Annotated in this window: 24 protein-coding genes; 8 read left to right on the plus strand and 16 right to left on the minus strand. The window is 66.3% G+C overall.

Annotation, left to right across the window (positions count from 1 at the left end):
* Positions 1–4: 4 nt before the first annotated feature.
* Positions 5–292: a hypothetical protein gene (locus ABT297_RS19630; RefSeq protein ID WP_350551302.1), complete on the minus strand. Its 288-nt coding sequence runs from the start codon at positions 290–292 to the stop codon at positions 5–7.
* A 157-nt stretch (positions 293–449) separates the two neighbouring features.
* On the opposite strand from ABT297_RS19630, the gene ABT297_RS19635 reads away from it, so the two are divergent.
* The 3 genes from ABT297_RS19635 to ABT297_RS19645 are packed head-to-tail and all read left to right on the plus strand — an operon-like array spanning position 450 to position 2,866.
* Positions 450–1,313, plus strand: coding sequence for a GntR family transcriptional regulator (locus ABT297_RS19635; protein ID WP_350551304.1), 864 nt, complete (start codon positions 450–452; stop codon positions 1,311–1,313).
* Positions 1,310–1,999, plus strand: a complete 690-nt coding sequence (locus ABT297_RS19640; RefSeq protein ID WP_350551306.1) for an HAD family hydrolase — start codon at positions 1,310–1,312, stop codon at positions 1,997–1,999. The genes ABT297_RS19635 and ABT297_RS19640 overlap by 4 nt, the downstream gene beginning before the upstream one ends.
* A gap of 42 nt (positions 2,000–2,041) precedes the next feature.
* Positions 2,042–2,866 carry a phosphotransferase gene (locus ABT297_RS19645; protein WP_350551308.1) on the plus strand — a complete coding sequence of 275 codons (825 nt, stop codon included), beginning with the start codon at positions 2,042–2,044 and terminating at the stop codon, positions 2,864–2,866.
* 36 nt (positions 2,867–2,902) lie between these two features.
* Here ABT297_RS19645 and ABT297_RS19650 read toward each other — a convergent pair whose 3' ends face one another.
* Positions 2,903–3,316 (minus strand): hypothetical protein, encoded by a 414-nt coding sequence (locus tag ABT297_RS19650; RefSeq protein ID WP_350551311.1) that lies wholly within the window; start codon positions 3,314–3,316, stop codon positions 2,903–2,905.
* Between the two features lie 1,103 nt (positions 3,317–4,419).
* Between ABT297_RS19650 and ABT297_RS19655 the strand changes: the two genes are divergently transcribed.
* Positions 4,420–5,001, plus strand: a complete 582-nt coding sequence (locus ABT297_RS19655) for a hypothetical protein (protein WP_350551313.1) — start codon at positions 4,420–4,422, stop codon at positions 4,999–5,001.
* 116 nt (positions 5,002–5,117) lie between these two features.
* Here the strand turns inward: ABT297_RS19655 and ABT297_RS19660 are convergent, their stop codons facing one another.
* The 5 genes from ABT297_RS19660 to ABT297_RS19680 form a co-directional block, all read right to left on the minus strand.
* Positions 5,118–5,750, minus strand: a complete 633-nt coding sequence (locus ABT297_RS19660; RefSeq protein ID WP_350551316.1) for a hypothetical protein — start codon at positions 5,748–5,750, stop codon at positions 5,118–5,120.
* 859 nt (positions 5,751–6,609) lie between these two features.
* A complete protein-coding gene (locus ABT297_RS19665) occupies positions 6,610–7,425 on the minus strand; it encodes a type II toxin-antitoxin system death-on-curing family toxin (protein WP_350551318.1) in 816 nt (271 codons plus the stop codon).
* Positions 7,426–7,432: 7 nt separating this feature from the next.
* The gene (locus ABT297_RS19670) at positions 7,433–7,867 is read right to left on the minus strand and encodes a hypothetical protein (RefSeq protein ID WP_350551320.1); all 435 of its coding nucleotides are present in this window, start codon (positions 7,865–7,867) and stop codon (positions 7,433–7,435) included.
* Between the two features lie 310 nt (positions 7,868–8,177).
* Positions 8,178–8,522, minus strand: coding sequence for a tyrosine-type recombinase/integrase (locus ABT297_RS19675; protein WP_350551322.1), 345 nt, complete (start codon positions 8,520–8,522; stop codon positions 8,178–8,180).
* Positions 8,500–9,312, minus strand: a complete 813-nt coding sequence (locus tag ABT297_RS19680; protein WP_350551324.1) for a phage integrase central domain-containing protein — start codon at positions 9,310–9,312, stop codon at positions 8,500–8,502. The genes ABT297_RS19675 and ABT297_RS19680 overlap by 23 nt, the downstream gene beginning before the upstream one ends.
* Here ABT297_RS19680 and ABT297_RS19685 point away from each other — a divergent pair.
* Entirely contained in the window at positions 9,311–9,544 is a 234-nt protein-coding gene (locus tag ABT297_RS19685; RefSeq protein ID WP_350551326.1) for an effector-associated domain EAD1-containing protein, read from the plus strand. The two genes, ABT297_RS19680 and ABT297_RS19685, sit on opposite strands and share 2 nt — an antisense overlap.
* A gap of 624 nt (positions 9,545–10,168) precedes the next feature.
* Here the strand turns inward: ABT297_RS19685 and ABT297_RS19690 are convergent.
* The 5 genes from ABT297_RS19690 to ABT297_RS19710 all read right to left on the minus strand — a co-directional run bounded on the left by ABT297_RS19690 (position 10,169) and on the right by ABT297_RS19710 (position 12,511).
* Positions 10,169–10,432, minus strand: coding sequence for a hypothetical protein (locus tag ABT297_RS19690; protein WP_350551329.1), 264 nt, complete (start codon positions 10,430–10,432; stop codon positions 10,169–10,171).
* 336 nt (positions 10,433–10,768) lie between these two features.
* Positions 10,769–10,924, minus strand: a complete 156-nt coding sequence (locus ABT297_RS19695) for a hypothetical protein (protein ID WP_350551332.1) — start codon at positions 10,922–10,924, stop codon at positions 10,769–10,771.
* A gap of 119 nt (positions 10,925–11,043) precedes the next feature.
* A complete protein-coding gene (locus ABT297_RS19700; protein ID WP_350551335.1) occupies positions 11,044–11,208 on the minus strand; it encodes a hypothetical protein in 165 nt (54 codons plus the stop codon).
* Between the two features lie 330 nt (positions 11,209–11,538).
* Entirely contained in the window at positions 11,539–12,345 is an 807-nt protein-coding gene (locus ABT297_RS19705; protein ID WP_350551337.1) for a DUF4232 domain-containing protein, read from the minus strand.
* Complete coding sequence (locus ABT297_RS19710; RefSeq protein ID WP_350551339.1) at positions 12,338–12,511, minus strand: RNA polymerase sigma factor; 174 nt, start codon at positions 12,509–12,511, stop codon at positions 12,338–12,340. The genes ABT297_RS19705 and ABT297_RS19710 overlap by 8 nt, the downstream gene beginning before the upstream one ends.
* A 380-nt stretch (positions 12,512–12,891) precedes the next feature.
* Here ABT297_RS19710 and ABT297_RS19715 point away from each other — a divergent pair, with 380 nt between their 5' ends.
* Positions 12,892–13,317, plus strand: a complete 426-nt coding sequence (locus ABT297_RS19715; protein WP_350551342.1) for a CBS domain-containing protein — start codon at positions 12,892–12,894, stop codon at positions 13,315–13,317.
* A 31-nt stretch (positions 13,318–13,348) separates the two neighbouring features.
* On the opposite strand, the gene ABT297_RS19720 is transcribed toward ABT297_RS19715, so the two are convergent.
* Positions 13,349–13,921: a GNAT family N-acetyltransferase gene (locus ABT297_RS19720; protein WP_350551344.1), complete on the minus strand. Its 573-nt coding sequence runs from the start codon at positions 13,919–13,921 to the stop codon at positions 13,349–13,351.
* A gap of 23 nt (positions 13,922–13,944) precedes the next feature.
* On the opposite strand from ABT297_RS19720, the gene ABT297_RS19725 reads away from it, so the two are divergent.
* The gene (locus tag ABT297_RS19725) at positions 13,945–14,385 is read left to right on the plus strand and encodes a SufE family protein (protein WP_350551441.1); all 441 of its coding nucleotides are present in this window, start codon (positions 13,945–13,947) and stop codon (positions 14,383–14,385) included.
* Here the strand turns inward: ABT297_RS19725 and ABT297_RS19730 are convergent.
* From ABT297_RS19730 to ABT297_RS19740, 3 genes are all read right to left on the minus strand, one after another.
* Positions 14,347–14,865, minus strand: a complete 519-nt coding sequence (locus ABT297_RS19730) for a YbaK/EbsC family protein (protein WP_502885596.1) — start codon at positions 14,863–14,865, stop codon at positions 14,347–14,349. The genes ABT297_RS19725 and ABT297_RS19730 overlap by 39 nt on opposite strands.
* Positions 14,866–14,867: 2 nt before the next feature.
* Complete coding sequence (locus ABT297_RS19735) at positions 14,868–16,592, minus strand: substrate-binding domain-containing protein (RefSeq protein WP_350551347.1); 1,725 nt, start codon at positions 16,590–16,592, stop codon at positions 14,868–14,870.
* Between the two features lie 130 nt (positions 16,593–16,722).
* Positions 16,723–17,460, minus strand: a complete 738-nt coding sequence (locus tag ABT297_RS19740) for an arginase family protein (RefSeq protein ID WP_350551350.1) — start codon at positions 17,458–17,460, stop codon at positions 16,723–16,725.
* A 190-nt stretch (positions 17,461–17,650) separates the two neighbouring features.
* Here ABT297_RS19740 and ABT297_RS19745 point away from each other — a divergent pair, with 190 nt between their 5' ends.
* The gene (locus ABT297_RS19745; protein ID WP_350551353.1) at positions 17,651–18,424 is read left to right on the plus strand and encodes an SGNH/GDSL hydrolase family protein; all 774 of its coding nucleotides are present in this window, start codon (positions 17,651–17,653) and stop codon (positions 18,422–18,424) included.
* Positions 18,425–18,491: the final 67 nt, after the last annotated feature.

The raw sequence follows: 18,491 nt of genomic DNA on the forward strand, positions 1-18,491 counted from the left end.
CCCGCTACCGCACACTGCCCGACTCGGCCAGAAGCTGAGTCAGGGTGTTGATGAGTTCGAGAGCCTGTGCCGCCGTGAGGTCTGTGCCGTCGTCGTTGCTCTCCTCGAATTCGAGCAGCACGTTTGCCTGTTCGCCGTCGAGCATCCACAGCGAGGCCGACACGGCGGTGCCGGTTTCGGGGTCGGGTCTGCCGGGTACCGCGCGCGAACGGTGAATCGCGTATCGGCCGGACGTGCGCCCGACAGGGCACGTGGCCCGCTGGCACCAGTGCGGGTGAATCACGTCGCTCACTACGCCACTCCTTGATCGTTGGGGTTCGGAATGAAGAGCGATCAGATTTGACTAGCTTGGCTAGTCAAATCTGACGATAGAGCGAGCCATCGATCGACACAAGGGAACATTGGGCCAGATATTTCTAGCCTGGCTAGCCAGGCCGTAGGCTGAGCCCGTGAACGGCGTAGTCGAGAGCCTCGACGGACTGGACCCGGACGACCCGCGGCCCGCTTCGCAACAGATTGCGAACGTGCTGCGGGCCGCAATCCTGACGCGCCGCTTCCAGCCCGGCGAACGCCTCCCATCGCAGAACGAACTCGCCGAGCGCTACGGCGTAGCCCGCGAGACCGTCAAGGTCGCCCTGCGCGTACTACGCGAGGAACGGCTGATCGTCAGCCGACAGGGGAGCGGCGCATTCGTTCGCGCCCAGACCGAGCGCCCAGTCGGCCTCCGCCCACACATTGAGGCCGCCTTCGAGCGCCAACACGTCTCCATCGACTTCGCCGGCTTCTCCAGCGAGACCCTTCACGGCGCGCTTACCGAACCACTGGACAAGATCCGAGCGGGACGGCTCACTCCGGAGTCGATTGCCGTCCGCATCCTCGTGCCCGACCAATCCCAGCCGGCCGCAGTCCCCTCCGCCATTGACGGACCAGAGGCCGACAAGGCCGTTCGCGACCGCGCAACCAGGATCAGCCGGCGACACAGCGAGGCGATCGTCGACGCGGTGCGCGAGCTCGGCGAGCTGGGCCTGGTCCGCTCAGCGACCGCCGAGGTACGAGCGCACGGCACGGCCGCCCTGTTCAAGGTGTACGTCCTGAACAACGCCGAGGCGTTCTTCGGCTTTTACCCGGTGGTCCGCCACAACGTGACCATCGACCACGAATCGGTGCCCATCTTCGACGTGATGGGCAAGGATGTGCCGCTCTTCCAGTTCGCCGTCGGCGACGAGGAGGACTTGGCCACCCAGTACGTGCAGCAGGCCCGCGCCTGGTTCGACAGCGTTTGGACCACCATCGCCCGCGAGCAGCAATCGTGACCAAGACTCTCGCTGACGTCGTTCGGGCCGCGGAGGTGTTGATACTCGACTTTGACGGTCCTGTCGCCGCACTCTTCGCTGGCCACCCGGCCGCCGTCATCGCTGGGGAGCTGCGCGAGCTCGCGACGTCTCGCGGCTACGACCTCACCGCGTTGGGGCCGCTGGCTGTTCTGCCAGAGGTGGCGTCGTTTGGCGATGACCAGTTGACTAGGCAAGTGGCCAACGCTGCGCGCGAGGCCGAGATCAGGGCGGCCGAGAGCGCAACCCCCACTCCAGGGCTCGACGCGGTGTTGGCAGCGGCGCGTGCCTCAGGCAGGCGAGTTGCCATCGCGAGCAACAACGCCATCGAGGCCGTCGAGGCATACCTGCGTCGCAGGAACCTCATCGGCGACGTCGACCTGGTCGTGGGCCGGTACGACGGCATGGATCCTGGGCTGCTCAAACCCCACCCGCATCTCGTGCGGTTGGCACTCGACGGCTTGAATGCGGAACCTGACACCGCGGTCTTCATCGGTGACTCGTCGAGCGACATGGAAGCCGGCCGAGCAGCCCACACCGCGACCGTCGGCTACGCGAACAAGCCAGGCAAGCGCGAACGCCTCCAGCACGCTGGCGCTGACGTCGTCATCAATCACATGGCAGACCTCGCCGACGCGCTGCGCACGATACCGATCCTTGCGCGCTAAGTCGGCTGCTCCACCTACCGCCCACCTTGTCATGGAGCACCAATGACCGACTGGCCCGAAATCCCGGAGAACGTTGTCGAAGGCGTCCGGGAACGCTGGCCCGACCGCGCCGACCGGTGGCTGGCGACCGCTGGCGAGACCTTAGCCGAGCTGTGCGCCGGCTACAACGGTCGCCCACGGGACGCTCTTCATGCGAGGTACGGCTACGTCGTTAGCGTCGACACGCCCGATGGCGGACTGGTCATCCGGTCAAGTCCCGACCCGGACGGTCCGATCCAAACGAAGGTCTCCGAGGCGCTGGCTGCACTGGGCGTCGCGCCAGCTATTCACCAGATACTCTTGACAGACATCGCCACATGGACCGTGATGGACGAGATCCAGCCTGGCATGCCGTTCGCGCTCACCGACCGAAAAGCCGCGGACCTCGAAGCGTTGGCCGCTCCGCTGGCGAATCTGCGGAGCCAGCCAACCCCGGTGCCAGGGATGCCATCCCTGATCGACTGGTTGCGCGTGCGCTTAGAAGACGACGACCTCAAAGACATGCCTATTTGGCGCGAGCCAGCGACGCCAGCCGAGCGCATTGAGGCGCTGCGCCTGCTCGCCGACCTGGAGGAGGGCTTCAAGCCCCTTTTGTGCCACGGTGACGCGTCGACATGGAACCTACTGCTGTCCGGCCAGGACCGTTGGACCCTGATCGATCCCCGTGGAGTAACCGGCGAAGTCCATTACGACCTAGCGGTATTGGCTACCAAGGTGCGAGGTGACTTGGCCGAGAAGGAGGTGGCTCGCCGCTTCGCCGCTGCTGCCGAGGTTGACGTGGCGCGTGTACACGCTTGGATGACGGTGGCGACCGCTGCCCGTGTATAGCGTCTAACCCCGATACCTTCGTAGTCGCTGGGATCCTCAGCATTGCGGCGCCCGGTGAACACGAGACAATTTGATCAATGGAGGGAGGCTGCCGCCTGACCCCTTGTCAACGCTGCAAACCGCCCGCGATTTCACCTTATCGGCTTTTACATAAACAACCTCGCGGTCATCCTCTCGTAGGATCACGTGCCAGCCATCTTTTACCGATAGCGTGTACCCCACGATTACCTCATCGGAATCGGTTGAGATTTTCTCGGCTGGAAACCAAGGGTATCTCGCGATGCCGGCCAGGCCACGTATGTCGTGCGGATTGTCGTACACCTTGGACGTCGACACGAATATGACGAAGCAAACGCCAGCCATCACTGTAGCGGACACCAGGCAGGCGCTTTGGCGGCCGACGAATCGGCCTACACGGTTCGACAGTTGGTGGCGGCGTTCGTCCCTCATCTTCTCCTTCCCCCTCGAATCCGAATCCGTATAATGACGCCTTCTGTTTTCCTCCCGCGTATGGGCCTTCAACCGAATTCGATTCAGAGTCGCACGCCAGGCTAGGATGCCGGCAAGCGTGCAGTACGCGACTGTTTGCCACCGCCAGCTGTTGGTCATATAGCCGACGCCGTCTTGGCTAAAACCGCGCAGTGCATGACGCCATATCGCGGCGTTGCCAAGGTCGCCACTTTGCAAGTGATGCCAGCATGCTTGAGCCGTCTTGGCCAGCTCGGCAGCCCGAAATCTAACCTCGCCAAGAACCGCCTTGGGTGTCCTAACGTATGCCGGACTGGCGACCAGACACGCGACGGCGCTCAGAGTCGCTAGCTGAAACCGCCGAAAGAGAACCAGTCCGAGTGTCAACGCTGGCAGGAACGGGGGGATAAGCGGAATCACAGTCCCTAGAAGAGTGTCGACGGCCCCCTTCTCCGACGCAAGAGTGCTAGCCGTTGTGGTGTCGTAGTTAGATATGACGATAAGGCGAACTCCGGTAGCGACTAGGATCACCGCAGGAGAAGCTATCAAGACCCTAATCGGTCGTGAGAGTTTCTTGCTCGGAGCCGACTCGGGCTGAGGTAGGTCGCGGGGCTGATCTTTCGTGCTACTTAAAGGCATGCTCCACCAACGAGATCCATAGAAATCTACCTATTAGACCAGATCCGTTAGGGTGGCGCCAATGGCTCGAAGGTGGAACAGCCTACCTGGTACGGCGACGTGGGCACCCCTTGGCGGTCGCCGCCAACGGACATTCGGGTGAGTCATTCCGGCAACGCGCGGCGCGCCTAAATGAACGAGCTGTCAGGAACTCGTCAGATCTGCGAGCGTAGTTACTGGGGTATCAACATGTTCTTGCGCGCACGCCGACCACGGGCCAGGATGTCGGCACGACTGGTGGAGCCAGCGTTCGCTCGACGCCATGGGCTGGGCGGTATTCGACACCGCCTCGGTTGAGGTAAACTTCCGACCCAATAGCGTAAATACGAATGTAAACGCTTTGATCGGGGCATGCGTCGAGTCTGCGTTGAGGCCCCAATGCATTTAGCTGGAAGGTAGGCCTCAAGATGGATCCAGAGGTTCTTTCATTGAGCCTCAAGCTGGGCGAGGCTGCTGTGCGAAACAGCGCCGCAACCGTCGCCGACAAAATTACAGCCGCTAAGGCCCGAAGGAGAGATCAGGAAACCATTGCGGAACTTGAGGAGATAATCAGTAGCTTGATCTCCGACAAGAATGATCTCGTTCTCATCGCTCAGTCCTATGAGCAGGAGTTGGCCGCTCGGCGCATTTCTCCTAAAGATGTTGAGTACATTACCAAGAATATTATTCCAATCCTAAAGGATTTGCTCGGATCGGGTTCTGGCGGCGAGCAGTTCGACGCCGAAACTGAAGCAAAGATCGACACCTTGACCTCGCTTCTGTCGGTGGAAACAATCGAAATTCTTCAGCTATTGGGGTTTAACTTCAGGCAAGCGATAGGTGGGCCGCTTACTCACCTAGTCGCGCAGTTGATCGCGTCAAAGGTGCCCGCTAGCGCTGACCAAAACGCGGCAATTCAGAAACTGGGACTGGAGCGAGATCTCGCGTATATCAACCTTGCGCAAGATCCCGAATCGTACGCCAGGCTGAAGGGTGTTGCAGGCTCCTAGCGCGACAGTCGGCCCTGGTCGCTCGGTCGCCGTGGCTACAGTCGGTAATACCGGGCGCCCGTGCCGGCGCACTCACATGCCGATGTGGGCGCAGGTAGGGATCGCAGATGACATGTTCATGGCACCCGTACGGCATGCCACTCGGGATGATCCTTCCAGCGGATCCACAACTCATTCGGTTTTGGGGCATCCATCATTGGCATAAGGAGAACCTCGATCGACGCGCCCGACGCAAGTTCGTCAGCCGTGGTGGCGCCCCTCACGGCGCATTTGATTCGGGAATGGTCAATCTCGACGCTCAGGGCGGTAGCAGTTCCTATGTTGCGTAAGGCGTATGTATTCTTCGACCGTTGCTCGATCCACCATGCGACGTAGAGCGCTGGCTGTGGAGCCAGAGCTTCCTGGATGAGTTCAGCACGCGGAGTGGATCCAGTCAATGCCTGTTGCTCTGCCAACTCCAGGGCTCGTCTTGAGATGACGGTTTGCTCCTCCGCGGCGGCGGCCTGCCGGACGGCGGCCTGAGCGGACGTTTTTGCTGCCGCGGCGGCGGTTTTTGACGATCGCGCGGAGTGCACGGCTACCGACGTGCCGAGTATCGAGACGGCGAATGCGGCCCAAGCGGGCGCATCTCCCCAGTCGATGCCTCTCCAGGAGGCCAGAATCAACACCGCGGAGCTCACCATCACCACAATGCTGGCGGTCGTCCAAGCGATCCGCCAGCGATCAACCCAACCGAGGAATGCGTCCACCTCAACATCATGACGCATTCGGCCTAATCGACATCGGCTCGCGATGCGATTTGATGGCACCGAAAGGGCGACTTGTTGTGTTGCCTCGAATGTGCATACGTGCCAGCCGGAGAGGTGCTGGTTCCGTGACCGAGTCGCGGCAAGGGGGGTCTCTGTGCAGGCCGACGGCGATCACGATCGCGGCGTTCGCTCAAGCCGCGATGAGGACGTGCCCACGGTCACCGACCGTTAGCAGCCTTAGCCCGTTTCAGAGTGGGCACGTCAAGCATCAGGTGGGACGCGAGTATCAAGCGTGTGCCGGGATCGGACAGCGACTGCAGCGGCGACACTGCCGAATTTGGCTTTACTAGATCAAGGCGCCTTCGGCGCAGCCCGCACGCGGTGCCGAGCTCGGCGTGCGAGCGGCGCCAGCGCTCCGCGCCGGCGCCGTAACCCCGCACGGCTCGGAACCCGCGCGCAGGCCACGCGAGCTGGCCTTTAGAAGAGACCGGACAGCCTCTGGCCGCTGATGGTTCCATAGCCTTGAGACCCCGGTCCGCCGAGCTACATACCGCTGCTCCCGCGGACACCGGTCGCTGCGCTCCCTGCCAGCTCCGCATTCAGTTGCGCTCTTTGCCTCCGGCGGGGCCTCCAGCCGGGGGCCTCTGGGTTCCGGGGGGCGCCCCTCCGCACACCCGCCGTCCAGGCAAGCCGATGGGCCGGCGCCGGGGGGCCGCCAAGCGTGGTCGCGGACGTTGCGGTCCGTACTCACGAGGGCAGCCCCCAGCGCCGGCCCATTCCCCGGAGGGTGGACGACGGGTATACGGAGGGGCTGAGTAGAACAGAACGCTCGCGCCTGTGAACCTAAGATGTTTGGGCCCTACGACGGCGAGGCAGGTTCTTCATCCGCCGCCCACTCCGCCTCGAAGTCCTCTTCAGTCATCAAATGACCATCGGCGCCGTACGTGTATTTCCCGACCATGCGACCTCGCCAGAACTCTTTTGGGCCCAAGGGATGCCGCTCCGCCTCAGCGTTCTCGGCGTCGAGTTCTTCCTGCGCATAGCCGTCCCCAACGACGGAAATGACGATCTCGGCGACCGACACGCCGTCCGTCTTGCCGCTGATCCGCCGGACGTAGACCCCGGCTGGGTTGTAACCATGAACGTCGTGGATCTGCAGGTCGCCGACTTGCACTGTGTGCTTTTCGTATGGCAACTCGCCGATCCACTCCGCCGGGTAGGAAACCAGCGTTGTCGGACCCTCCGTGTCCAACGGAGGTGGCACCGCTACGAGTCGAGCTTCGACCCATGCAGCCAGCGCAGGCAAGGGGATCCCCGCGCCAGCTACGGCCCGAACGATCTCGTCTGTCTCTTCGCCGTCCGGGTCATCGCCGAATGGCGGCTCCCAGTCGTAGCCGTTCAGGTTCGCGAAGAAGATCGTTGCGAGAAGCGCAGCTCGTTTGTTCCCGTCCGGAAGCGGATGGTTCTTCGCGAGACGCTCCAGGAGCACCGCTGCCTTCACGGGGAAAAACGGGTACTGCTCGAATTCACCCCACCCAGCGGCGGGCGCGTTTATCGCCGATTCAACCAGCGAGCGGTTGGCCACCTTACGCACCGTGTCCGCGTCGAACTGGGTCGCATGAGCGGCGGCGCGGACGTAGTCGTCCCAGGTGAGGTACTGGACGTCGGACGTCACGAGCTACTCAGCGAGAAAGCCGGTCTAGAGCCGCGCGATTCCGTCCCGCCGCACGACGAAGCAGAGCTTCGGCCGCTTCCGGATCATCGCGTCCAGCCCGCCGAGCCGCTGCCAAGCGGTTGATAAGCGCTTCACGGTGCGCAAGGTCTGAAGTGGCGTGATCGCTGTCGAGCGCTGGAGCTGGCACGGTCGGCTGGACCTGCTCGGGCTTCGGCTCAGGTGCGGAACTTTTGGCCGATTTGCGTGATTTCTGAGCCTTAACCGGCTTTGCCCGATCACTGGTCTTCACAATGAACAGGCCCGAGCTTGCTGCCGTCGTGGAGACGGTCAGGCGACGTGCTTTCGTCGTGCGACGTAGCAACTCCTGCGCACGAGCCATCGCCTCGGCCTGGGTCTTGGCCGAGGCGCTCCTCGCGCCCGGGTTGCCCGACGAATCGCTCATGACTCCATACTCTCACTTCTCCGGCTGATTCCGGTCAGCCGACAGGACCACGTTTGGTGCAGCCGGAGCCTGTCGAAGCAGGGATGTCCGGTAAGGATCCGGTAAGCCTGAGGTTGGCGAGCGTTGTCAAACGACAGCAATCGATGACAACGCTCGCCCTGCTCAGGGGCGTGATCCGTCCGATTCGGGTGATCTTCGGACGGCCCGGCGCGTTAGGGGTTCGAGTCCCCTCGCTTCCACTCTTTAAGGCATCTGACCTGCGGTCGTAGGTCCGCCAAGATCACCCGGACCAAATCGGGACCACATCCCGTCACCGCCGGGCTACCGCGCCCTGTAGCGCTGCCCCGATCACGCCGCGCTGCCGGACCCGCTTCGGCCACCAGTGCACATACGTCTCCAGCGTCATCGTGAGCGTCTTGTGCCGCAGCGCCCGCTGCACCTCCTGCGGCTCCACATGCTGCGAGATGAGCGTCGTGGCAAAGAAGTGCCGCAGCGCATGGAACCCGGCATGCTCAATGTCCGGCCAGCCGGCTGCCGCCCGCCACTTCGACCACTCCCGCGACCAGATCCGATCCGTGATCGGGTTCCCGTGACGCGTAGTGAACAGCAGCCGCACCGTCCGATGCCGGGGCTCACCTGACGTAACGTCGAGCATCTCCAGCTCCACCGGCGGGAAAGCCGCGGTGTGCTTCCGCACCTTCTCCGCGACGACCGCGTCCAGGTCGACCGTCCCCGACGAGCCCGACTTCGGCCCGCTGAGGTAGAAGCCGCCATGCGTCCGAGGCGAGTACCGCAGTTGCTGAACAACGTGGAGCTCCTCCCACCGCGAAGTCGAAGCACCGCTCGCCCTCCTCCACGCCGATTGCCTCCGACGGTCGTAGGCCCGCGCCGGCCCCCAGCCACACCGCCGCCTCCCACCGTGGCGGGACGACGTCGAGCAGCCTCACGACCTGGTCCTCAGTCGGAATCCACTTCGGCGCCCGAGATACACCGTTGAGCACCTTCGACAGGCGCACGCCCGCGCACGGGTTGTCCGGCATGACCTTGTCGGCGATGGCGGCTGCGCAGATGGCGTCGAGCAACTCGAAGTACAGCTTGATCGACGACTTCGCCTTGCCCTCCCCGAGTTGCCGAGCGAGCCACTCCAGCACCTCGGTCAGCGTGATCGACCGCATCGGCGAGTTGCCGAACGCCGGGACGAGGTGCACCCGAAGGTTCGACTCCACCCGCTCCCTCGTCTCCACCGCCCACCCGGTCTCTCGCGACAGGCGCCACCGCGTGGAGTACTCCTTGAACGCGATGTTCCGTGCTGGCTGGTCCACCTGCGTCTCAGGGGCGAGCCGAGCCCGCGCCTGCACGTCGAACGCCTCAGCATCGTCCTTACGTGCGAAGTTCCGCGCTCGCGGCTCACCGTTCGCGTCCACGTAACGAACCCGCCAGCGCATGGCAGACCTGTACCCTGCGGGGCCGACCGATCAGGACATCTGGGCTCGTGCTGGTGGTGACGTTTCGCGCCTCAAACTGAGCGGGACAGGCCGCGCTAACTGGTTCGCGGCGCTCCGCGCCCTTCGGCTGGGCGGCGGCGGGCACAACATCAATGCCCGATCACTCCTCGATTCGGCAATCAGCGACTTCCCCCACCACCCCGAACTCACTGCCTTGAAGGCATTAGCGTGACTGCCGCAGTATGCCCTACGAAGCGGCACTCGTTCAGCTCGCTTAACGCTTGATACGCAATGCCGATGTACGCCTCGGTTATTAATGCTCCGTGTCGTGGCGGCGCAGATCTCACGGAGGCGTTGCCGAATTTTCCTGTACTGGATCAAGGCGCCTACGGCGCAGCCCGCACGCGGTCAGCCGACTCGACGTGCGGGCGGCGCCCGCGCTCCGCGCCGGCGCCGGAAACCCGCCGGCCGGAAGCCCACGCACAGGCCGCGCCGAGCGGTCTTGGATAAGCCCGATCAGCTTGCGACCGTCGATGGTTCCGCAGTTTTGGACCTCGGTCCGTCGTGGCGCTGACCGCATGCTCCCGCGGACACCGGTCGCTTCGCTCCCTGCCAGGCCCGTGTGTAGTTCCGCTCTTGCCTCCGGCGGGGCCTCCAGCCGGGGGCCTCAGGGTTCCGGTGGGCGCCCCGCCGCACACCCGACGTCCAGGCAAGCCAAAGGGCCGGCGCCGGGGGCCGCCAAGCGTCCGCGCGGACGTCGCGGTCCGCACTCACGAGGGCAGCCCCCGACGCCGGCCCTTTACCCGAAGGGTGGACGACGGGTATACGGCGGGGCGCGGTACAACCCCAGGGCTTGCTAGGAGCTGGCTTGCTCTTGCTCGAACTCGGCCTTACGGCGAGCCAGATAGGTTGGCCAGTCAGCGCGTGCGACGACGACGTCGTCTATCGACAGCTTGATCACCGCGCAGAACCCGACGGAGCATGCCCGGGGCATTGAGGCGTCGATCAACGAGATGCCCTGGATCTCGTCGCCGTCGTTGAACGTGCACAGCACCGGGTGGAACGAGCAGTCCTCGTAGATGTCGCCAGGCCGAATTTCGCCAGGCTGGTCCTTCGTCACGGTGATCATTGTGACCGCGTGTCAGGTGAACCTAGCGCTGTATTGCGACGTTCCGCGCCGGCTTGTCCTTGTGGTACTGGGACGGCGATGACTCGATCATCGATGATGCCTCCAAGATCGTTGGGACCAAATTGGGACCAAATGAGGGTGGAAAACAGTGTCAAGCGTCCGCAAGCGTTGGCAACGTTTGCGCTGCTCAAGCGCCAGATCTGTCCGATACGGGTGATCTCCAAGAGGCGTTGATGGTTAGGGGTTCGAGTCCCTCGCTTCCACCAATAGTGGCGTCTGACCTGCGGTTCCGGGTCCGCCATGATCGCCCGGTAAGCCGGGTAAATCTCAGCGCTGATTTTGCGATCGCTGCGCCGCAGTGAGCGCCCGGCTGATGATGTCGCGTGTCTTGATCCGCTCCGGCCACCAGCCGACGTAGGTCTCCATCGTGAGGCTCAGCGACTTGTGTCGTAGCGCCCGCTGTACCTCCTGCGGCTCCCTCATGATCAGCGCGGTGGCGAAGTGCCGTAGCGCGTGGAGCCCCGCGTGTTCCGTGTTCGGTCAGCCTGCCGCCCGCAACTTCGCCCACTCCCGCGACTAAGGCGGTGGTGAACTGCGTAAAGCTAGTCCGCGTCGAGCCACCGATCGGGCAGGACGAGGTACGCGATGAAGTTCAGTCCGTAGAAGAGCGCCATAACCCCGAGTCCGCCGATCACGAACCAGATGACCGCTGTCCGGATCACCTCAACCGGGCTGGGGGCGCGTGATCGGTCTTTCCTGTCGGCCATCCATGCATCGTGCCGCATGACCGTCGGGCGCTGCAGCCCCTGACGGGAAGCCCTGTGCGTTGTTGGGTCTCGGACGATGTCGAGCTTCGTGCCGGGGGCCAGGTCTACCAGCCAATCCGGTAAAGAGAGTCTGGGCGAGCGCTGTCAAACGACCAAAATCACTGACAACGCTCGCCCAGCTCACGGGCTAGGGTTCGAGTCCCCTCGACTCCGCCAACGGCATGTGACCTGGGGAAATGAGAATCCGTTTGGGCGGTGATCGTATCCAGTCACCACGGCGGTCCCGGCACGCTGGCGCGATGTGCCGTGGCCGGGACGCCGTGGCGGCCGTCACTCGCTGAGTCCGGCCACGACCGGCCAGACCTCGCCTACGTTGATGCCCTTGGTTGAGCATGCCTTTCCGGACCATGGCACGAACACTGAGACCGTCTCGTCGGGCGGGTACACGCGGAACCCGGCGACGTCCACCGTGTGGCACTCGGGCTCGAACTGCTCCGGTTGTCCCTGCCGTACCGTCGCGTGCGCGACTCCGCGTGGTGCCAGTACGACCTGGGTTGGCTTGACGAACGTCGAGCGCTTCAGGGGGTCGTTGATCTGCTGTCCGGAGGGTCCGGTCACTGTGGACACTCCCGGGTAGCCGTGCAGGGTGCAGGTCCGGCTGGAGACGTTGGTGAACACCAGCCACATGTACAGGCTTCCGGCCGCCCCGCCGCCGGGCGCGCCCTGACCGGTCACCTTCAGGTCCCCGGTCCGGCACCGTGATGACTGCGACGACTGCGATGTGCTCGTCGTGGGCGAGGACGGGAAGGTGCCGCTGGACCCCGTGACCGCCGGCTCCGGTGAGTGCGAGAACGGGGGTGGTTCGGGCGACGGCGGAGCGGGGGGCGACGGTGACGCCGAGGCGCCAGGCGGGAGCACGGGGCCGGGTCCGGTGGCGATCCGGTACCCGACGCCCGTGACGCCGGTGAGCGTCACTGCCACAGCGGCGGCGACGGCGGTCACTCGCACCGTGCGCCGGCGGCGGGCGGAGCGGGTGACCCGCTCGTAGACCCCGGGCGCGGGGTTCAGCGGCTCGACCCGGTGCCGGTCCAGCCAACCCTCGAACTGGTCGTCGAAGTGGTCGTCGGGATCAATCATCGGTGCCACCCAGTTCCGCTCGGATGCGCGCCTTCGCGTGGAACAGATCCGATTTCACCGTGCCCTCCGGGCGTCCGACGATCGCCGAGACCTCCCGGACCGAGAAGCCGGCGAGATAGTGCAGCAGCAGCGCGGTGCGCTGGTGCTCCGGCAGCGGCTCGAGCATCGCGCGCAGGTCGCCGCCCCGGTCGGGCCGCCCGTCCGGGCCGTCGCGCTGGTCGGTGGCGGCGAGGCTGAGCGCGCGGCGCTAACGCCTCCGCGGCTATGTCATGCGCGGTCTCGTCGTCGTTGACCTGCCGGCGCACCCAGCCGGCGAGGCGGGCGTAGTTTGCCGTGAAGAAGTCGCGTCGCGCGTCTTCCAGCATCGCCGCCCGGCCCGCCTCTCGCAGCGCCCCCGTCACCGTCACGAGGGTATGACGCCAGGACGTCGCTCTGGTTGAGCCGGCAAGCAAGATCTTCTATCCAAGAATCACACCGGGCACACGATCGTTAAGCGCACGGCACACTGGGTACCACGTCTGCATTTGAATGTCGGGAGGTCAAGCCATGACGATGCAGACGGTCCGGGACGTGATGACCACGGACGTGGTCTACCTGCCCAGCGAGACCACGCTGGCCGAGGCCGCGCGGACCATGCGCGAGCAGGATATCGGCGACGTGGTGGTGGCGGATGGGCCCGAGCTCACCGGGCTGGTCACCGATCGTGACATCGTCGTGCGGGCGGTGGCGGAGCGCTGCGACCCCGCGGCCACGACGATCGGTGAGATCCTGAGCAAGCACCTTGTGATGGTCCGGCCCGAGGACTCGATCCAGTCGGTCGCACTGCTCATGCGAGACCAGGCCGTACGCCGGGTCCTGGTCTGCGATGACGCCAACGGCCTGGTCGGCATCGTGTCGGTCGGTGACCTGGCCGAGGAGATCGACCCGGACTCGGTGCTGGGCGGGATCAGCAGGGCCGAGCCGAACAAGTAGATCAGCGGCAAGCGCGCCCTCGGCGCCGGCCTCAGGGGTCGGTGTCGAGGCGCGCGTGCAGGTGCATGTCGTGCCAGCCGTCCGGGTGCATGCATCCGCCGCGCTGGACGCCCTCGGGTGCGTAGCCGGCCAGCGTGGCCACCCGGCACGAGTTGGGGTTGGAGACCGAGTGGCGCAGCTCGATGCGGTGCAGGCCCAGCGAGCCGAACGACCAGGCGGTGAGCGCGGCCAGGGCGCGCGGCGCGATGCGGAGGCCGCGGCGGGAGGGCAGCACCCAGTACGACACCTCGGCGAGGCCGGCTGGAAGGTCGAGGGTGCGCAGGCTGACCTGGCCGACCACCTCTTCGCCGTCGGTCACGGCCCAGCCGGCGCCCGACTCGGCGCGCCAGCGCGAGGGCCACGCCGACAGCCAGGCCGCGGCCTCGTCGTCGTTCATCGTGCGACAGTGCCACTGCTGGATGGCCGGGTCCGCGTAGGCGGCGACCACGGCCGGGCGGTCCTCGGCGCGCCACGGGCGCAGGGTCAGGCCGTCGGCGGGAAGCGCCGGCTGCGGCATCGTGGCGAGTGTTCCGGGAGGTACGACATCCTCGGCGAGCAACGGCACAGCGGTACGTTAGCAGTGTGGAGATGCCCGACAAGCTGACCGCGATCGTCGACGAGTTCGCCTCCGCGCCGCGGGACGTGGTCCTGGAGATGCTGCTGGAGTATGCGGACGCGGTCCGCCCGCTGCCGCCCGAGCTCGAGGGTCACGCCGGCATGGAGCAGGTGCCGGAGTGCCAGACGCCGTTCTTCCTGAAGGCGGACGTCACCCCGAAGGGGGCCGTGGAGCTGCACTTCGACTGCCCGCCCGAGGCCCCGACCACCCGCGCGTTCGCCGGGATTCTGGCCGAGGGGCTCGAGGGTGCGAGCGTCGACGAGGTGCTCGCCGTGCCCAACGACCTCTACCAGCGCATGGGACTGGCCAACGCGATCAGCCCGCTGCGGGTGCGCGGCGGCACGGCGATCCTGCAGCGGCTCAAGAACCAGGTGTCATTGCGCCAGGCCGTCCACGACGGTGGCGCCCGGTAGCGACGCGAGCAGCGCGCCGGGCAGGACGATCTTGCTGGCCCGCAGCCCGCTGCCGATGACCGCGTCCGCGACGGCGGGCACCCGCGCGTCGACGAACACGGGCCAGTCCTCGGGCAGGCCTATCGGCGTGATTCCGCCGTACTGCATCCCGGAAATGCCGACGGCCTCGTCCATCGGCGCGAAGCTCGCCTTGCGCACCCCCAGCAGCCGGCGCACCGCGCCGTTCACGTCAGCGCGCGTGGTCGCGAGGACCACGCACGCGGCGTAGATGCCGGCGGGCTTGCCCAGGACGATCACGCAGTTCGCGGACTGTTCGAGCTTCACGTCGTACGCCGCACAGAACGCCGCGGTGTCGGCGAGCTCGGGGTCGATCGGCGCGACCCGCACGGCCGCCGCGTCAGACAGGCGCGGCAGGGCGTCGCGCACCGGCGGGGCGAGCAGCGAGGGTGTGGTCAGCGCGGGGGAGAGATCGAGGCGCAACGTCAGCGCCCGTCGTCCAGCGCGAGCGCCTTCATGAAGATCTCACCTATCTTCGAGGGGTCGGACGCGACGAAGACCGCACCGCCCGTGGCGTCGACGATCCTCTGCATCTCGGCCTCGTTCACCCCGGTGCCGACGCCGATGATGATGATCTGTACGGGCTGGTCCGCGCGCTCCGCCTTCTGCAGCGAAGATATCAGCGCGTCCAGCGAGAGCCCGCCCGGGTTGTTGTTGAGGCCGCCGGTCACGACCACGACCGAGTTGCCCCGGCCGGGGTCCCAGCCCTGCTGCACGGTCAGGTAGGCGGCGAGGATCGTGTCGTACAGCCCGCTGCCGCCCTTCGGGTTGGGCTTGAGGCCGCCGATCGCGCCGCGTAACTGGTCGCGCTGCGAGGTCAGCGGGCCGATCGGCACGAGCTCCTGATGGTCATGGCCGCCGGGCATGTTGGTGGAGAAGCACCAGAGCCCGACGGCCCACGTATCGGGGAACAGGTCCAGGCCGCCCTGGGCGGCCTGGACGGCGACCTGCTCCTTGGTCGGCCCGCCGGCGCCGGACACCGGCGACTTCATGGTCGCCGAGACGTCGATGACGGCGAGCATGCGCGACGGCTGCGTGATCTCGACCCACATCTGCAGGGCCTTCGAGACCACCGCGGGCTCGGGTACCGGGGTGACCTGCCCGCCGACCGGCGCACTCGGGCTGAGCGTCATGCCCGTGCCGACCGTGCCGTCGTTGGCGCGCAGCTGGTGCTGGGCCAGCAGGTTGCGGAACGAGGCGCCCGTGAGCGCCTTGCGTAACTGCTCGGCCGCGGCGGCCCGGTTGGGCGACAGGCGGGGCATCGCGGTGTACGGGAAGTCCAGCGCGATGGGGGCCGGGTCGGGATACACGGCGATCAGCGGCACCGCCGGGCTGGCCGCGTTGTAGGTGTGCAGCGCCTGCTCCGACAGCGGCGCGAGCGTCACCGCCGTGGCGAGCGTCTTCGGGTCGGAGTCGCGGGGGAAGCGCGCGACCAGGCCGGACTGCTGCTCCGACTTGCCGGACATGAGCGACTTCACCGCTCCGACGGTCAGCGAGTCGCCCTCCGGCCCGAACTGGTCGCGCACCGAGGCCATGGCCACCAGGGTCGATATGCCGACCGAGTCGCGGTTGGGGTCGACGATGCCGGGGTTGATCCGGGTGTCGCCGACGATCTGTTCGAGCACCTGCTTCCAGGTCACCCGGTTCTCCAGCCAGCCCAGCGACTTCGCGGTCGGCTCCGGTGCGGCCAGCACGATCGGGCTGCGGGCCAGCGACGGGGCGGCCAGCGGCACGAGGTCCTCGCGGGCGGAGCGCATCCGTTGCAGCCACATGGAGGAGTCGGGGATCCAGATATGCGGTACCTGCGTCTTGCCGTCGGCCTGGCCGAGCCCGGGCACGGTGGCTCCGCCCTCGCCAGCGACCGCGGCTGCGGCCTCGGCGGAGGCGACGGCCGTCACGTCGACCGCGACGCACTCGTTTTCGACGCGCGGCCCGGTCTTCACCCAGCTGGCCGTGGCGTCCTTGATGACCGGCGCGATCTCCGGGCTCGCGGCAACGGACAGGCGCACCGTCCCCGTGCAGCCCGACGTCGACATGATCCGATATCCGCCGTAGACGGCACCGATGGCGACGAGGGGAAGGATCATGCCGGCCGCGAGGGCGGTGAACCCGTTGTTCCTCAGGTCCGTCGCCCGATGCCGTCCTCTCACGGTCTCCAATATTCCCTAGACAAGCGATTCGTGGGTCACGCGTTCGGCCAATCGTCGCGCGGGTTCGCGCGCCGCGAGTGCACTCCGCATTTCCTTGATCACTTTGGGTTGGAAACCGTGTGGGTTTGCTTTAGAGACCCTGAGCAAGGGCGGTGACCAATTCCCGTCGCCGCTCGTCGCCGCCGTCCGGTCGCCATGTGCACCCGATGTTCAGCGCCACGACCCGGCCCGTTGCCACCAGGCCCGCGACCGCTTTCACGACCGCCGCCGCGGACGGGCCGCCGCCGACGGGGAACAGCAACCCTCGAACGTCGGCCGGATCCACGATGTCCAGGTCGACGTGGACCAGCAACGGTCCGTCGGGCGTCCGGACGTTTTCGATGTCGTACCGCTGGATCCGCGCACCCGCGAGATACTCGGCCTCGGCGGGGTCGAGATCCCGGGCGTCCACGAGCACCGCCCGCTCCTCGGGCACGGGTCGCAGGCCGAGCCGTGCGGCGATGAGCTCCGGTCGATATCCGACGAGAATCCGCAGCGGCATGCCGCCGATGTACCCGGAGGTCGTCGTCTCCAGCGTCTGCACGTCGCCGTGCGCGTCGAGCCAGACCACGCCCGGCTCCACGCCGGCGCGCTGCAGGCCGGCCATCGTCCCGAGCGAGGTGGTGCAGTCACCGGACACGACCACGGGCCGCCCGCCCGCCGTGACCTCGGCGGCCACCCGGTCCGCCACGCGGTCGTACAGCGTGGCGAGCCGCGCCCAGACGTCGCCTTCGGGCAGTTCGGCGGTCACCACGGTGTCGGGTGGCTCCGGCAGATCGACCTCGAGACCGTGCAGACGTTCATCCAGGTGGTAGGGCGCGAGGATCATTTCGAGACCTTACCAACCCTCGTGATAGTGACTTCAGTCATTCGGTGCGTAACCCGCCGTGCGCGAAGTGCGCGCCGACCGAGAACTGCCGGGCAGTGTGGTCTCGGCCAAACTTGCTTTCGCCGGTCCAGGGGCACTGACAGGATGCGAAACGGGGACGACCGGGACGGACGGACGGGGAGGAATAGACGTGGCGCGATGGGCGAGTTTTGTGGCGGTCGGCGACAGCTTCACGGAGGGGCTTGACGATCCGCGGCCGGACGGGCCGGGGTATCGCGGCTGGGCCGACCTCGTCGCCGGGGTGCTGGCCGAGAACGTTGCCGAGTTTCGGTACGCCAATCTTGCCGTGCGCGGCCGGCTGTTCGACAACATCGCCGCCGAGCAGGTGCCGCTCGCGGTCGCCATGAAGCCGGACCTGATCTCGTTCGCCGGTGGGGGCAACGATGCGCTACGGCGGTCGTTCGAGCCGGACAAGCTCATCGCGCGGTTCGACAGGACGATCGAGAAGCTGCGCGCGACCGGGGCCGACGTGGTGCTGTTCCGCTTTGCCGATCTCACGGGCAGGATGCCGGGCGGCAAGATGCTCCGTCCGCGGGTCGACCTGTTCAACACGGCGATCGAGTCGGTCGGGGCGAAGCACGGCGCGCACGTGGTGAGCCTGTGGGACGACCCCGAGTTCGCCAACCCGCGGCTGTGGGGCATCGACCGGCTGCACCTGTCAGCCGCCGGTCACCGGCGGGTGGCGGCGCACGTGCTGACGAAGCTGGGGGTGACGTGCGACCCGGGTTGGCTGGCCGCGCCGCTGCCGCCCGAGGAACTGTCCTGGATGTCGCGCAAGGCGGCCGACGCGAGGTGGGCCACCCAGCACCTGGCGCCGTGGGTGAAGCGGCGGCTGACCGGCCGCTCGTCGGGCGACATGGTGACCGCGAAACGGCCCGAGTTGGCTCCGCTCAACGAGGGCTGAAACGAGCCAAGCTCGGCAGGGTGATTCGCCCGGAAGGGGCGGTGGTGGGCCGGGCGCAAGAAGGGCT

The sequence above is a fragment of the Dactylosporangium sp. NPDC000555 genome (assembly GCF_040300025.1).
Lineage (GTDB): Bacteria > Actinomycetota > Actinomycetes > Mycobacteriales > Micromonosporaceae > Dactylosporangium.